Below are 15897 nucleotides of genomic sequence, written 5' to 3' on the forward strand. Positions count from 1 at the left end.
TATGATATAACCTTTATTGTACCTGTCTACAATACAGCCAAATATCTGGCACAGTGTTTAGATAGCATTATTCAACAAGATATCAATAAAGAAATCATCGTCATCAATGATGGTTCAACAGATGATAGCGCCAATATCTTAACCCGTTACGCCAATCGTTTTCCTTTTATCCGAGTGATTACACAAGAAAATCGCGGCGTTTCTCATGCTCGTAATAAAGGCATACACCTTGCCACCGGTCGCTATATTTATTTTATTGATTCTGATGACTATTTGGTCGGTCAACTACATTTCCGAGAATATATTGAGGCCATGAAACAACATAATGCGGTCATACTGAAAGGCGCTGCGATGTGGGAAAAAGAAGAAGCGATTTTTGCCCAAGCCCTTCCCAAAGTGAAAGCAACCGCTACAGCCATCTATCAAGACTGTATAAAATGCGCTCATTATATGGAAGTCACCTCTTCTCTCATTTATATTGATGCATTAGTCCAACATCACTTCGCCGTAGAATTATGGACTCATATTTATTGCACAAACTATTTGCGCACCCACAATATTGTATTTGATGAAAAGTTAACGCATGCCGAAGACGTATTATTTGTGATACAGGCCTTAACCCGTCAAGAATGTACCATTATTGAAACAAGTGAATTATTCTATTTTTATCGCTGGCGTCATAATAGTGCAGTTAACCTATCCAATACCTCAACAACATTTTGTGCTTTCCTTGACACAAAAAACGCAATATTACGTTATTTATTACAGCACGATTTTCCACCCACTATCCGTGCAAATATTGCATTATTAGGACTTATCTGCTTGACCAATGCCTTTCATAGCTATCTGTCTTTTGATGAGGAGACTAAGCAAGAAGTTGATGAGAAGCTTACCCTTGAATTATTTGGTTTATTGCAGCTCTATGAGGCCTTGAATATTGCCCAGCGTAATCATCACAATCCTTTATTTGAAGAGATAAAAAAAGTATTTCGCCGTAAACTCGTTAACCCGCCCAATGCATAAATCAGCTGACTAACGGATTTATTCCTGCGCCCAAATATAGGGCAATAACGCCGTATCTAGTAAAAAAGACAGGGGTAAATCCAAAATAGGCAAGCCCCAACGCTTCGCCATTTCAAGATCGTAACGCACACCAGCATAAGCCGTATAATTTTCTGTTGGATCAACTAACGTAACAATCGTGCCACAACCGCTTAGCCCCCAAAGTGCGGTAAAAATTAGCCATATTTTTTTCATCTCTATCAAACCTCTTTTTCGATACCATTCTTTCATTATATTACAAGAAATACCAACAATTTAAACAATACAAACTTTTGTCATAATGCTGGAATTTCTCAAAAAGTGCGGTAAAATCTACCGCTCTTTTTGGAAACCGGATTGTTATGCGATTATTTATAGCTGAAAAACCAAGTCTTGGACGTGCCATTGCGGATGTTCTCCCTAAACCACACCAACGCGGTGACGGTTTTATTAAGTGTGGCGAGAACGATTATGTCACATGGTGTATCGGCCATCTTTTAGAACAAGCCGAACCCGATGTTTACAATCCCGCCTTTAAGCAATGGCGATTAGAGCATTTGCCTATCGTACCGGAAAAATGGCAATTAGTCCCTAAAAAAGAAACCGCAAAACAATTAGGCGTTATCCGTAAACTGATTGAACAGGCTGATGAATTAATCAATGCTGGCGACCCAGATCGAGAAGGGCAACTATTGATTGATGAGGTGTTTAATTATCTCGAAATACCAACAGAAAAACACGCTGCAATTCAGCGTTGTTTAATCAGCGATCTTAACCCCAACGCTGTCGAAAAAGCCATCAAAAAACTGCAACCAAACCGAAATTTTGTCCCACTTGCGACTTCAGCCTTAGCTCGTGCCCGTGCTGATTGGTTATATGGTATCAATATGACCAGAGCCTTTACCATTCGCGGACGACAAGCGGGGTATGATGGTGTGCTGTCTGTTGGGCGCGTACAAACCCCTGTATTAGGTCTGATAGTACGCCGTGACTTAGATATTGAACATTTTCAACCGAAAGATTTCTTTGAAGTACTCGCGCATGTGCATACACAAGAAGAAAATCCACAAAAATTTACCGCACTTTGGCAGCCAAGCAAAGCCTGTGAGGATTATCAAGATGACGACGGACGTGTTCTGTCGCAAGGGCTGGCTGAAAACGTGGTTAAACGTATTACCGGCCAACCCGCAGAAGTCTCAGATTATATAGATAAGCGCGAAAAAGAAACTGCTCCTCTTCCCTATTCTTTATCGGCGTTACAAATAGATGCCGCAAAGCGTTTCGGTATGTCTGCGCAAGATGTATTGGACATTTGCCAGCGCCTATATGAAACCCACAAAGTCATCACCTATCCTCGTTCCGATTGCCGTTATTTGCCAGAAGAGCATTTTGGAGAGCGAATGGCAGTGTTAAAAGCGATTTCTAACCGAGTTAGTCTATACCAACCACTGCCACAAATTGTCGATCATCAACGGAAAAACCGCTGCTGGAATGATAAAAAAGTGGAAGCGCACCACGCCATCATTCCCACAGCCAATATGCGTAATATTAGCTTGTCACATAATGAACTTGCTATTTATACCCTTATTGCGCGCCAATATTTAATGCAATTTTGTCCCGATGCTGAATATCGCAAAAGCAAAATAACCCTAACGATTGCAGGTGGTACATTTATCGCTCAAGCGCGTAACCTACAAACCGCAGGCTGGAAACAACTTTGGGGCAAAGAAGATGAAGACGAACAACAGGAGCCATTACTGCCCATCGTCAAAAAAGGACAAATTTTACATTGCGAAAAAGGCGAAATCATCAGTAAAAAAACACAACCCCCTAAACCCTTTACCGATGCCACCTTACTTTCTGCAATGACCGGTATTGCGCGTTTTGTTCAAGATAAAGGACTCAAAAAAATCCTGCGTGAAACCGATGGATTAGGGACAGAAGCAACCCGTGCCGGCATCATTGAGTTACTCTTTAAACGCGGTTTTTTATACAAAAAAGGACGTAATATCCACAGTAGCGAAGCTGGGCGTATTTTAATTCAGGCGTTACCGGATATTGCAACCCAACCGGATATGACTGCCCATTGGGAATCCCAGTTAACCGGAATTAGTCAAAAACAAACGACTTATCAACAATTTATGGGAGACTTGCTACACATGCTACCTGATTTAGTCGGTTATGCTAATTTCAATGCCCTACGCAATTTAAAGCAAATCAAAAGCCCGAATAAAGCGAACAAAGTCGCAAAGAAAAGTGCGGTGAAAAAATAAAACGTTTTTATACCGAACAAACTTTGCTCAAAATAACAACAGTTAATGAATTGAGAAAGAAAACCGCTTGCGAAGTACTCAGGCTTTCGCTATCATTCACCCCCTAGAACATATTGTTCATTATTCTATTCATTCTTGTAAAAGAGTAAACATAATGTATCAAGCGTTATTAATCATTTATTTAATTGTATCTGTGGTATTAATCGCATTTATCTTAATTCAACAAGGTAAAGGTGCGGACACGGGTGCATCATTCGGTGCGGGCGCATCAGGCACGGTCTTCGGTTCGGCCGGTTCTGGTAATTTTTTATCGCGCACCACGGCTATTTTAGCGATTGCCTTTTTTGGAATCAGCATTGTTATCGGCAATATCAATTCACATCGAAACAATGTTCAACAAAGTACATTTGATGATTTATCTCAAGCCGCTGAGCAAATAGAACAAAATAAATCAGATGTGCCGAGTTTAGAAAATAAAAATAGTGATATTCCACAATAATCCATTTGCACTTGTGGTGGAATTGGTAGACACGCTATCTTGAGGGGGTAGTGTCCATAGGACGTGAGGGTTCAAGTCCCTCCAAGTGCACCAAATATCAAAGCCTTAACATATTCGTTAAGGCTTTTTTATTGCCCCCAGCCGCATTTAAAAATTGAGTTTCTTCCCTATTTACTGTAAACTACGATCCCGTCCTGATACTTGGGCAAATTGATGTTTTCTTTTCGATTTTCCCATGACGTATCTCTCTATTTTCTTTCAATTCACATAGAATATTAGGTTTCACAATGGCAACAAATTATATTTTTGTAACGGGCGGTGTCGTATCTTCGCTTGGTAAAGGCATTGCAGCAGCCTCTTTAGCTGCGATTCTTGAAGCGCGTGGTCTTAATGTGACCATGATGAAACTCGATCCTTATATCAATGTCGATCCCGGTACAATGAGCCCAACCCAACATGGCGAAGTATTTGTGACCCAAGACGGTGCTGAAACAGATTTAGACTTAGGTCACTATGAGCGTTTTATCCGTACTAAAATGACAAAACGCAATAACTTCACTACGGGCAAAATTTATTCCGAAGTATTACGCAAAGAACGTCGTGGCGATTATCTTGGTGCAACTATTCAGGTTATCCCTCACATCACTAATGAAATCAAAGCTCGTGTGATTGACGGCGCTGCCGGTCATGATGTGGCCATTATTGAAGTAGGTGGCACAGTAGGTGATATTGAATCATTACCATTCCTGGAAGCTTTGCGCCAACTTGCCGTACAAGTCGGAAGAGAACGCACATTATTTATGCACTTAACCCTTGTGCCGTATATTCCTACCGCAGGTGAAGTGAAAACCAAACCTACCCAACACTCAGTAAAAGAATTATTATCTATTGGTATTCAGCCGGATGTATTAGTTTGTCGTTCAGATCGCATGATCCCGCCAAACGAAAGAGCAAAAATAGCTTTATTCTGTAATGTTTCAGAGCGCGCTGTGATTTCTCTGAAAGATGCTAATTCTATTTACCAAATTCCTGCGATGTTGAAATCACAGGGGTTAGACCAATACATTTGTGACCGTTTTCATTTAACTTGCCCAGAGGCGGATTTAAGTGAATGGGAGCAGGTATTATATCAAGAAGCCAACCCAACCGGTGAAGTGACCATTGGTATGGTAGGTAAATACACTGAATTGCCAGATGCCTATAAATCCGTCAACGAAGCGTTAAAACATGCGGGTCTTAAAAACCGTTTAGCCGTCACAATTAAATACATCGACTCAGAAGATGTTGAAAGCAAAGGCATTGAAGTATTAAAAGGCGTTGACGGAATTTTAGTGCCAGGCGGTTTTGGTTATCGTGGTGTAGAAGGCAAAATCCGCACAGCACAATATGCCCGTGAAAACAATGTGCCATATTTAGGGATTTGTTTAGGTATGCAAGTTGCCTTTATTGAATATGCTCGAAATGTCGCAGGGTTAAAAGAAGCAAATTCTTCAGAATTCGACCGCACTTGTAGCCAACCTGTCATTGGTTTAATCACCGAATGGCAAGATGCCGACGGTAATACAGAAAAACGTTCCGATGATTCTGATTTGGGCGGTACAATGCGTTTAGGCGCTCAACCTTGTCATTTAATTGAGGGTTCAAAAGCTCGCGAGTTATACGGTAAAGAAACCATTGAAGAGCGTCATCGCCATCGCTACGAAGTGAACAATAATTTACGCCCACAAGTGGAGGCGGCTGGCTTAAAAGTTACAGGCTTATCGGCAGATCGTAAATTAGTGGAAATCATCGAAGTGCCAAATCACCCTTGGTTTGTGGCATGTCAATTCCACCCGGAATTCACCTCCACCCCACGTGATGGCCACCCATTATTCGAAGGATTTGTGAAAGCCGCGAAAGAAAATCGAGGCAAGTAAGCTGAAATACTAAAGCCACTCAAATGAGTGGCTTTAAAAATATGGGTTTATTTACACAGATGATTTGCCTTTGTTACCGTTTTCATCTGCTTTCACAATCGGCATACAACTACGACATGCTCCATCATCAATTCCAGCCTCTTTGCAAAATTGATCATACTTTTCTAAAGCGCGTCTAAACCAACTTTTCTTTTGGCTGTTTCCATCAGTTTTTTTCGCTTCTTCATTCATGATTTAATCCCTAAAATTATTGAATTGGAACGGTTGCCCTAATTCAGCATTTTTCACTAATTGAATCACCGCTTGTAAATCATCTCGCGATTTGCCGGTTACTCGCACTTGTTCTCCTTGAATTTGTGCTTGTACCTTAATTTTAGAATCTTTAATCAACTTGGTAATTTTTTTTGCCATGTCGGTTTCGATTCCCTGTTTTAGCTTAATTTCCTTGCTATAGGTTTTACCACTATGCTCATAATTCGCCGGAATATCTAACGAATTCGATTCAATATTGCGCTTCACACAAGCATTACGCAAAATATCAATAAGTTGCTCTAATTGAAAATCAGATTCCGTCGCAACCTTAATGGTTTCATTTTTCTCATTTAATTCAATACTGGCTTCCACGCCACGAAAATCATAACGATTGCTTAAATCACGATTTGCATTCTCCACCGCATTGCGCACTTCATGCAATGTAATTTCAGATACTATATCAAATGACGGCATGCTTATTCTCCTTTTATTCGATCATTGGCACTTAAAAGACATAAAAGTCCACTAAAATCAGCAAAGTTTACCACAATTTTTGCTTGTTGTTGCACTTTAGGTTTCGCATGTAATGCCACTCCAAGACCCGCTACAGACATCATCGTTAAATCATTAGCACCATCACCAATTGCGACTGTATTTGCCTGTTCAATACCATATTGTTTTGCTAATGCCAATAAAGTATCTGCTTTATATTGCGCAGTCACAACATCGCCTTGTACATTGCCTGTTAACTTACCATCAATAATTTCTAATTGATTAGATACCGCATAATCTAAACCTAAACGCGTTTTCAAGTAATCCGCAAAATAAGTAAAGCCGCCTGAAGCAATTGCTAGTCTCCACCCATGCTTTTTTAACTCTACAATCGTGTCTTCCAATCCTGGCATTAAGGGAAGTTGGTCTCGCACCTGTTGTAAAATTGTCTCTGGCGCCCCTTTTAACGTCCCCACTCGACGGCGTAAACTTTGCTCAAAATCTAATTCACCACGCATGGCTTGTGCGGTAATTGAAGACACTAATTCTCCTGTCCCCGCTAATTTAGCGATTTCATCAATACATTCAATTTGAATTGCTGTAGAGTCCATATCCATGACCAACAATCCCGGCTGTCCCAAGCGCGCGGCAAAATTCAAAGGTGCAATATCCCAATTTAATTCATGAGCAAAATCCAGCCACGCGGGTTGATATTCATGTTCAATGAGCCACACTTGATTTTGTCCGATTTCCCAACCCTGAGAAATTTCAAAAAATTGACCGCACTTTTGTTGAAAAGTCTCAAATTTTTGTTGTTCTAATTGCGGTGCGTAAACAATAAAATATGACATAAAAATTCCTGTATTGATTTTGACAAACTTAGGCTACAATGCTCATGATACTAACATAAATTGAAATTTGGGAGCAAAAAACTTGGCATTTATTACTCAAAAAATCATGAAAGCGATTTTAATGCTAGTGATTTTATTATTATGCGCAGGGATTCTTGTTATTATCCTAGTCGGTATACAACAATTTAAAATTAGCTCACAACTTGCCAGTATAAACCAAGTCTCTAATTTATCTCATCTATTAGTTCGCCAGCAAGCAAACCTTTATTCCATGTTACTGGCTAATGATGATACTAAGCTAGAACAACTCACTGAAAATTTAGATAATTTCACTCAAGAAGATTTTGTACTTGATGCTTCACTGTATAATAATAATGGTGAATTATTAGCCCAAAGCCATAATACGCTAGATATTCGATATCAACTGGGTTTAGATGCTTCCGAACAACAAAACACCCAACAAATTGTTGAAACTATTTATTCTCCAAGCGGTGTTGTGGGCTTCTTGCGCGTAACGTTTGACTCGCAATATGGACAAACCACACAACATAAAATTAACCAACTTTTCCACCAACTATATGGCGAGATGATTGTTGTGTTTCTTGTAGGCGTATTATTTGCAAGCAGCCTCCACTATTTCCTCAGTCATTATCGCCGTGTTAAACGCTCAGATCTTACGGTTACACCAAATAAGACCCCAAAAATCTCAAAACAAAAACCCAGCTTACAATTTCATCGCAAACGGAGAAAGTTGCATAAATAATCGCTACCATAACCAAGCTTAAAATTTAATATAGAATAGGCATGAGTCGCGACAAAACAAAAAGTGCGGTAAAAAATTTTCATTTTCTACCGCACTTTCTCATTTAATAAACGCTTATTGTGTACTGGTGCTTGTCGTTGTCCGATTTGCGCGCTTACGTTCGACTTCTGTCAGTAATTTTTTACGCACACGAATAGACGTTGGCGTGACTTCCACAAGCTCATCATCATCAATAAACTCTAAGGCTTGTTCTAATGACATTCTGACGGGTGTAGTTAGTACAATTGCATCATCTTTGCCCGACGCACGCATGTTCGTGAGCTTTTTACCTTGTAAGCAATTTACCGTTAAATCATTAGAGCGTGAATGAATACCAATAATTTGTCCTTCATACACTTCAACCCCATGATCAATCATTAACTTACCACGCTCTTGTAGACCAAATAATGCATACGCTAACGCTTTACCCGCAGCATTCGAAATCAACACACCATTTTTACGCTGACCAATCTCACCTGGCTTCACATCATCATAATGGCTAAAGCTAGAATATAATAAACCGGTTCCCGATGTCATAGTCATAAATTCATTACGGAAACCGATTAAGCCACGACTAGGAATCACATATTCTAAACGCGTGCGACCTTTGCCATCTGGAATCATATCTTTCACTTCGCCTTTACGAATCCCTAAAGCCTCCATGACTGCACCTTGATGTTGTTCTTCAATATCAATCGTCACTTGCTCAAAGGGCTCTTGTTTACGGCCGTCAATTTCACGATAAATCACCTTCGGACGAGACACCGCTAATTCATAACCTTCACGGCGCATATTTTCAATTAATACAGAAAGATGCAGCTCACCTCGCCCAGATACTTTAAACTCATCTGGATTCGCCGTTTCTTCTACACGCAACGCCACATTATGAACCAATTCTTTATTTAAACGCTCTAGAATTTGACGTGATGTGACATATTTCCCTTCTTTACCGCAGAATGGAGAGGTGTTAACACAGAAGAACATGGTTACAGTGGGTTCATCTACAGTCAGTGCTGGCAACGCTTCAACATTATTCACATCACAGATAGTATCAGAAATATTTAACTCACCTAAACCAGTAATCGCAATAATATCGCCCGCGCGTGCAATGTCTTCCTCAAAACGATCTAAGCCTAAATGTCCTAGCACTTGTCCAACTTTGCCGTTACGTGTTTTCCCTTCACTATCAATAATTGTCACTTGTTGATTTGGTTTTACAGCTCCGCGTTTGATACGGCCAATACCGATAACACCCACATAATTATTGTAGTCAAGCTGTGAAATTTGCATTTGGAATGGCGCATCTAGCTCAACATTTGGCGCGGCAACATATTTCACAATCGCTTCGAATAATGGTGTCATATCTTCAGCCAAATCATCATGCTCTAAGCCTGCAACCCCATTTAATGCTGAAGCGTATACAATAGGGAAATCTAGCTGTTCATCTGTAGCGCCTAAATTATCAAATAGATCAAATACTTGATCGACTACCCAATCAGGGCGTGCGCCTGGACGATCGACTTTATTAATCACCACAATGGGTTTCAAACCATGGGCAAACGCTTTTTGGGTCACGAATCGAGTTTGTGGCATTGGGCCATCAAAAGCATCAACCACTAATAATACAGAATCCACCATTGACAAAACACGCTCTACTTCTCCACCAAAATCCGCGTGTCCTGGTGTATCAACAATATTAATCCGATAATCATTCCAATTAATTGCGGTATTTTTGGCTAAAATCGTAATACCACGTTCTTTTTCTAAATCATTAGAATCCATAACTCGTTCATTTTGATCACCATTACGAGCCGCTTCTAACGTGCCAGATTGCTGTAATAATTTGTCAACAAGGGTAGTTTTACCATGGTCAACGTGTGCAATAATTGCAATATTCCGCAATTTACTAATATCTAATTCATTTTTCATTTAAAACATTCTTTCTGTGAGTGAGGTATCCGTCTTGGATTCGACGTTTTTGTCTAAAAAGGTTGCAGATTATACAATTTTTTTAGAAATAAGAGAAAAAAATTTTGTGAAAAATATCATACCCCATCGTGATTTATAAAAAATATAAAAAAATTCCGATATGATTAAATAAAATTCACCCATATCACAAAAAACAAATAAAAACTCATAGCCCTATTAAACTTTAACAAAAAATCAGCTAGAATATATAAGTGATTTTATTTTCATTTTTAGAGGACATTTCATGACAAACGCAGTTGCGATTGACAACATATTCACTTTAATTGAAGAAAACGACATTAAATTTGTCCTTCTTCGCTTCACCGATATCAAAGGCAAAGAACACGGTGTTTCCCTACCAGTAAGTCTAATTGATGAAGATTTATTCGAGGAAGGTAAAATGTTCGATGGTTCAAGCGTGGAAGGATGGAAGACCATTAACAAAGCCGACATGTTGTTAATGCCAATTCCAGAAACTGCCGTTGTTGACCCTTTCGCTCAAATCCCTACCCTTTCTATCCGCTGTAGCATTTACGAACCGACGACCATGAAAATGTATGATCGCGATCCGCGTTCTATTGCTACACGTGCAGAAAATTATTTAAAATCAACTGGCATTGCCGACAGTGTATTGTTTGGTCCTGAACCTGAGTTTTTCTTGTTTGATGATGTGCGTTTCAATGTAAGCATGAATGGCAATAGCTATGAAGTCGATGATATTGAAGCGGCATGGAATACCAACAAACGCTATGAAGAGGGTAATAAAGCTTATCGTCCATTAAAAAAAGGCGGTTATTGTGCCGTTGCGCCAAATGATACCGCCCATGATATTCGTTCTGAAATGTGTTTAATTTTAGAAGAAATGGGCTTAGTGATTGAAGCGCACCATCACGAAGTGGCTACGGCAGGACAAAATGAAATTGCGACTAAATTCAACTCATTAACCCTCAAAGCAGACGAAACTCAAATCTATAAATATGTGGTACAAAACGTTGCTTATGAACATGGTAAAACCGCTTGCTTTATGCCAAAACCGATTACCGGCGATAATGGTTCAGGCATGCACTGTAATATGTCCTTAAGCAAAGACGGTAAAAATGTGTTTATGGGAGACAAATATGCGGGTCTTTCTGAAACTGCACTCTACTACATTGGTGGCATAATCAAACATGCCAAAGCCCTAAATGCTTTCACGAACCCAAGCACTAACTCTTATAAACGTTTAGTACCGGGTTTTGAAGCGCCCGTATTACTCGCTTATTCTGCAAGTAATCGTTCTGCTTCGATTCGTATTCCAGCAGTAACATCACCAAAAGCTACCCGTGTAGAAGCGCGCTTCCCTGATCCTTTAGCGAACCCATATTTAGCTTTCGCAGCACTTTTAATGGCTGGCTTAGATGGGGTCATCAACAAAATTCACCCAGGCGATGCCATGGATAAAAATCTTTATGATCTTCCTCCAGAAGAATTAAAAGATATCCCTGCTGTTGCAAGTTCTTTAGGTGAAGCCCTTGATGCCCTTGAACAAGACTATGAGTTCTTAACGCAAGGTGGCGTATTTAGCAAAGAATTTGTTGAAGCCTATGTTGCGATGAAGCGTAAAGAAGTAGAACGTCTCAATATGACACCGCATCCGGTAGAATTTGAAATGTATTATGCTTAATTAACGTAGAAAGTGCGGTCATTTTTCTTTAAGTTTTCTCTTTTTGAATAATGACCGCTATTTGATTAAACCGCTTAATTGAAATTAAATATCAACCGGCTTCCAATCTACTCCTTTTAAAGGCGGTAAATACGCAAGACCTTTTAATTGTTGCTGCCACAAATTGTCTGGCAAACCGTAATGATCAGCTCGTTCTGGATCAATTGTCGTCTCAATCAAATCATCTTGTTTATTTTTCAATAAAGTCGCTAAATTAGGATTGATTAATACGGCTTTTCCCACTGCAATAAACTCTGCCCAACCGCTATTTAACGCTCCTCGAATTTGCTCGCCACTTAATAAATTTCCCACACCAATTAATGGTAATTTACCAGCAATTCGCTCATGAATTTGCGCCATGCGTGTCCGCGCTGTATCCCCACCACGACGCACTTTCTTGTAAAAATCCCACAGAGACACGTGTAAATATTGCAATGGTTTTTCAGTTAAAGCATCAATTAATGCAAAGGTATCGACCATTGTGATGCCATGTTCATAAGGCTCTTCCGGTGAAAAACGATAACCCACAATAAAATCAGCACGCTGATGACGAGTTTTAACCGCAACCACCGCATCCACAATCGCCAATGGAAAACGCAGGCGATTTTCCAAACTGCCTCCCCATTGATCTTGACGACGGTTGGTTTCGGCCGAAACAAATTGTTGAATTAAATAGTTATTCGCGCCATGAATTTCCACACCATCAAATCCGGCTTGTATCGCCAAGTCTGCCGCTTTTGCATAAGCATGAACCAGCGCCTCAACCTCCTCTGAGGTTAATTCGCGAGATTTATCTGTTGCTGATGGTGCAACGGTTTCGCCGCTATCTAATAATTCTGCAACGGCTAAATTACCGCCATGATGAATTTGTAAGATCGCTTTCGCGCCTTGTGAATGAATCAGATTCGCCGTTTCACGCAAGCTCGGTAAATGGCTTTCATCAAAAGCATAAGGCTGTCCCGGAAATGCTTTGCCCTCAGGTGAAACTAGCGTTGCTGCGCTAATAAATAATCCAAAATCTGTCGCACGTTCTGCTAAAAATGTACGTTCCTCTTGGCTTAATGTACCATCAGGATTGGAGCCATAATGGGTCATCGGTGCGACTACAAGGCGATTTTTAATTTCAACGCCATTGTTTAGCACATAAGGTTGGAAAAGTGAGTTCATAAAGTATCCTTAATCGTTTAAGAATGAAAATAATGGGCTAATATATAGGACAAATTGATATTTTCAAGTCAGAAATGTCTAGGATATTTTTATCTTTTGCGATCACCATCACAAAAAGAGCGGTCATTTTTTCGATTTATTTTTGCTTTGTCCATAAAACTGCTAGATTAATGGCAACGAAATCAGTAAAATCACCGCTCATTTTTTTATCAGGTGATTTTCAGCGTTCTTAAATGCGGTATTGCCACAATGTGTAATAACGAGGCGAATATGTCAGACAAAATTAATTTAATGAATTTAACACGCCAACAAATGCGTGAGTTTTTTGCAGAAATTGGAGAAAAACCATTTCGCGCGGATCAATTGGTAAAATGGATTTACCATTTTGGTGAAGACAATTTTGACAATATGACCAATATTAACAAAGTATTGCGTGAAAAATTAAAATCTATCGCAGAAATTAAAGCGCCTGAGGTCGCGGTGGAACAACGTTCAACCGACGGCACAATCAAATGGGCTATGCAGGTTGGCGATCAGCAAGTTGAAACTGTTTATATCCCAGAACCCGATCGCGCCACATTATGCGTGTCGTCCCAAGTTGGCTGTGCGTTAGCTTGTACTTTCTGTTCTACCGCACAACAAGGTTTTAACCGTAATTTAACCGTATCGGAAATTATCGGACAAGTATGGCGAGCCTCCAAAATCATTGGTAATTTCGGCGTGACTGGTGTACGCCCGATTACGAATGTCGTCATGATGGGTATGGGTGAACCCTTGCTTAATGTGGCAAATGTCGTCCCTGCGATGGAATTAATGCTTGATGATTTTGCCTATGGGCTATCCAAACGTCGTGTCACACTGTCAACTTCCGGTGTTGTACCTGCATTAGACAATTTACGCGATAAAATTGATGTGGCATTAGCGATTTCTTTACATGCTCCGAATGATGAACTGCGTGATGAGTTAGTGCCATTAAATAAAAAATATAACATCAAAACCCTAATTGACTCCGTCAATCGTTATTTATCCGTATCCAATGCTAACCATGGTAAAGTGACTATTGAATATGTGATGTTGGATCATGTTAATGACAGTATTGAGCATGCTCATCAGTTAGCGCAAGTGTTAAAAAATACACCATGTAAAATTAACTTGATCCCATGGAATCCATTCCCACAAGCGCCTTATGCAAAAAGTTCGAATACTCGAATTGATCGCTTCCAAAAAACACTTATGGAATATGGGTTTACCGTGATCGTGCGCAAAACGCGTGGTGATGATATTGATGCCGCCTGTGGGCAGCTTGCAGGGGACGTGATTGATCGTACAAAACGTACCGCAATGAAAAAACAGTTTGGCGAAAATATTGCCGTACAAGTGCAATAAGCAAAAAGAAAAGGAGAAAAAATGTTTAAGCGTAATTTTAAAACACAAAGTGCGGTCCTTTTTTCTCTTTTTTTATCCGCCTGTGTTTCTCAACAAACTGAGCCAGATTTTGATAAGCAACAAGCTGCAAAAGCGCGTATAGAATTGGGATTAGGCTATTTGCATCAACAAAACATAACCCAAGCTAAATTAAATTTAGACAAAGCCCTAAGCCATGCCCCAAACTATTATTTAGTCCATTCTGCCTTAGCTTATTTTTACCAAATGCAAGGTGAAACAGAAAAAGCAGATAGCGCCTATCGCACTGCGATTAAGTTAGATAGCAAACAAGGCGATGTGCTGAATAATTACGGTGCATTTTTATGTGGGCAAGGCGAATTTGAACAAGCCTATCAACGTTTCCAGCAAGCATTAAATACGCCAAACTATTATCATCAAGCTGATACTTATGAAAATCTTGCGCTCTGTAATTTAAGTGCAAAAAATACCGCACTTTTCCAACAAAATTTAGCCCAACTAGAAAAAATTGCGCCTGAAAGAGCCGCTAAATTAACACAACTGTTTCAACAATCTCGAACCAAATAACCCCACGCCGCAAGGGATTTTACTTGCTTTTTTCTATAAAAAGAGTAAAATCCTCAGGCTTTTTGTCTATATATACAGAGAAAAAAGTAAGCATTATTCCCACCTTCGAGGGAATTTTTCTTTTATTATTTAACACTTAGAGGAAGGTTATGGTAACCATTCGTTTATCTCGTGGCGGAGCTAAAAAACGCCCATTTTATCAAATCGTTGTTGCTGACAGCCGCTGCCCACGTGACGGCCGTTTTATTGAGCGTATCGGTTTCTTCAACCCATTAGCTGCAGGTAAAGCTGAACGTTTACGTTTAGACTTAGACCGTGTTAATGCTTGGGTAGAAAAAGGTGCGAGCCTATCTGATCGCGTAAGCGCATTAGTAAAAGAAGCAAAAAAAGCAGCTTAATTGCTGTCGATTTGAAAGGTGAAAACTATGAGCGAACAACGTATTGAAGTAGTGGGAAAATTAGGTTCCACTTATGGCATTCGTGGTTGGCTACGTGTGTATTCATCAACCGAACAAGCTGAAAGCATTTTTGACTATCAACCTTGGTTTCTCAAAATCAAAGGACAATGGCAACCAACTGAACTAGAAACGTGGCGTTATCATAATAACGATTTGATCGTTAAACTAAAAAACGTTGACGAGCGTGAAACCGCACAAACCCTTTCCAATGTTGAAATTGGCGTCGATTTAGCTGTATTTCCAGATTTGGAAGAGGGCGATTATTATTGGCATGACTTAATTGGCTGCCAAGTCGTTAATTTACAAGGTTACACAATGGGGACCGTCGCGGAAATGATGGAAACCGGTTCAAATGATGTCTTGGTTGTACGCGCGAATACAAAAGATGCTTTTGGAAAACAGGAACGCTTAATTCCGTTTCTGTATGAACAAGTAGTTAAAAGAGTCGATCTCACCACTAAAACTATTGAAGTGGATTGGGACGCTGGTTTCTAACCTCAGGCTA

At 39.9% G+C, this 15897-nt stretch carries 15 protein-coding genes, 1 tRNA gene and 1 pseudogene; 11 read left to right on the top strand and 6 right to left on the bottom strand.

Going from position 1 to position 15897, the window contains the following annotated elements:
• Positions 1 to 1023 (top strand): glycosyltransferase family 2 protein (locus CVP05_RS04630; protein WP_133118702.1); only part of this gene is annotated, 1023 nt, incomplete at its 5' end.
• An 18-nt stretch (positions 1024 to 1041) separates the two neighbouring features.
• Here the strand turns inward: CVP05_RS04630 and CVP05_RS04635 are convergent.
• The gene (locus tag CVP05_RS04635) at positions 1042 to 1257 is read right to left on the bottom strand and encodes a YceK/YidQ family lipoprotein (protein WP_100288417.1); all 216 of its coding nucleotides are present in this window, start codon (positions 1255 to 1257) and stop codon (positions 1042 to 1044) included.
• A gap of 146 nt (positions 1258 to 1403) precedes the next feature.
• Between CVP05_RS04635 and CVP05_RS04640 the strand changes: the two genes are divergently transcribed.
• The 4 genes from CVP05_RS04640 (at position 1404) to pyrG (ending at position 5729) form a co-directional block, all read left to right on the top strand.
• Positions 1404 to 3314 carry a DNA topoisomerase III gene (locus tag CVP05_RS04640; protein WP_100288418.1) on the top strand — a complete coding sequence of 637 codons (1911 nt, stop codon included), beginning with the start codon at positions 1404 to 1406 and terminating at the stop codon, positions 3312 to 3314.
• A 154-nt stretch (positions 3315 to 3468) separates the two neighbouring features.
• Entirely contained in the window at positions 3469 to 3813 is a 345-nt protein-coding gene (gene secG / locus CVP05_RS04645) for a preprotein translocase subunit SecG (RefSeq protein WP_100288419.1), read from the top strand.
• A gap of 7 nt (positions 3814 to 3820) precedes the next feature.
• Positions 3821 to 3906, top strand: a tRNA-Leu gene (locus CVP05_RS04650).
• 194 nt (positions 3907 to 4100) lie between these two features.
• A complete protein-coding gene (pyrG, locus tag CVP05_RS04655; RefSeq protein WP_100288420.1) occupies positions 4101 to 5729 on the top strand; it encodes a glutamine hydrolyzing CTP synthase in 1629 nt (542 codons plus the stop codon).
• Positions 5730 to 5780: 51 nt separating this feature from the next.
• Here pyrG and CVP05_RS04660 read toward each other — a convergent pair whose 3' ends face one another.
• The 3 genes and pseudogenes from CVP05_RS04660 to serB all read right to left on the bottom strand — a co-directional run.
• Complete coding sequence (locus tag CVP05_RS04660; protein ID WP_100288421.1) at positions 5781 to 5960, bottom strand: DUF5363 domain-containing protein; 180 nt, start codon at positions 5958 to 5960, stop codon at positions 5781 to 5783.
• 3 nt (positions 5961 to 5963) lie between these two features.
• Positions 5964 to 6455, bottom strand: coding sequence for a YajQ family cyclic di-GMP-binding protein (locus CVP05_RS04665; protein WP_100288422.1), 492 nt, complete (start codon positions 6453 to 6455; stop codon positions 5964 to 5966).
• Positions 6456 to 6457: 2 nt separating this feature from the next.
• A pseudogene (gene serB / locus CVP05_RS04670) lies at positions 6458 to 7315 on the bottom strand (phosphoserine phosphatase); the annotation flags it as partial.
• 91 nt (positions 7316 to 7406) lie between these two features.
• On the opposite strand from serB, the gene CVP05_RS04675 reads away from it, so the two are divergent.
• Entirely contained in the window at positions 7407 to 8087 is a 681-nt protein-coding gene (locus CVP05_RS04675; RefSeq protein WP_100288424.1) for a YtjB family periplasmic protein, read from the top strand.
• 114 nt (positions 8088 to 8201) lie between these two features.
• On the opposite strand, the gene typA is transcribed toward CVP05_RS04675, so the two are convergent.
• On the bottom strand, positions 8202 to 10055 hold the full coding sequence (gene typA, locus CVP05_RS04680; RefSeq protein ID WP_100288425.1) for a translational GTPase TypA: 1854 nt from the start codon (positions 10053 to 10055) through the stop codon (positions 8202 to 8204).
• 283 nt (positions 10056 to 10338) lie between these two features.
• Between typA and glnA the strand changes: the two genes are divergently transcribed.
• Positions 10339 to 11757, top strand: a complete 1419-nt coding sequence (gene glnA, locus CVP05_RS04685) for a glutamate--ammonia ligase (RefSeq protein WP_100288426.1) — start codon at positions 10339 to 10341, stop codon at positions 11755 to 11757.
• An 84-nt stretch (positions 11758 to 11841) separates the two neighbouring features.
• Here glnA and CVP05_RS04690 read toward each other — a convergent pair whose 3' ends face one another.
• Entirely contained in the window at positions 11842 to 12963 is a 1122-nt protein-coding gene (locus tag CVP05_RS04690) for an NADH-dependent flavin oxidoreductase (RefSeq protein ID WP_100288427.1), read from the bottom strand.
• A 249-nt stretch (positions 12964 to 13212) separates the two neighbouring features.
• Here CVP05_RS04690 and rlmN point away from each other — a divergent pair, with 249 nt between their 5' ends.
• From rlmN to rimM, 4 genes are all read left to right on the top strand, one after another.
• Positions 13213 to 14349 carry a dual-specificity RNA methyltransferase RlmN gene (gene rlmN, locus CVP05_RS04695; protein ID WP_100288428.1) on the top strand — a complete coding sequence of 379 codons (1137 nt, stop codon included), beginning with the start codon at positions 13213 to 13215 and terminating at the stop codon, positions 14347 to 14349.
• Positions 14350 to 14370: 21 nt separating this feature from the next.
• On the top strand, positions 14371 to 14934 hold the full coding sequence (pilW, locus tag CVP05_RS04700) for a type IV pilus biogenesis/stability protein PilW (protein WP_100288429.1): 564 nt from the start codon (positions 14371 to 14373) through the stop codon (positions 14932 to 14934).
• Between the two features lie 149 nt (positions 14935 to 15083).
• Positions 15084 to 15332, top strand: a complete 249-nt coding sequence (gene rpsP / locus CVP05_RS04705) for a 30S ribosomal protein S16 (protein ID WP_100288430.1) — start codon at positions 15084 to 15086, stop codon at positions 15330 to 15332.
• A 27-nt stretch (positions 15333 to 15359) separates the two neighbouring features.
• Complete coding sequence (gene rimM, locus CVP05_RS04710) at positions 15360 to 15887, top strand: ribosome maturation factor RimM (protein ID WP_100288431.1); 528 nt, start codon at positions 15360 to 15362, stop codon at positions 15885 to 15887.
• The last annotated feature ends 10 nt before the right edge of the window (positions 15888 to 15897 follow it).

The sequence above is a fragment of the Conservatibacter flavescens genome, assembly GCF_002795425.1.
Taxonomy (GTDB): Bacteria; Pseudomonadota; Gammaproteobacteria; order Enterobacterales; family Pasteurellaceae; genus Conservatibacter; species Conservatibacter flavescens.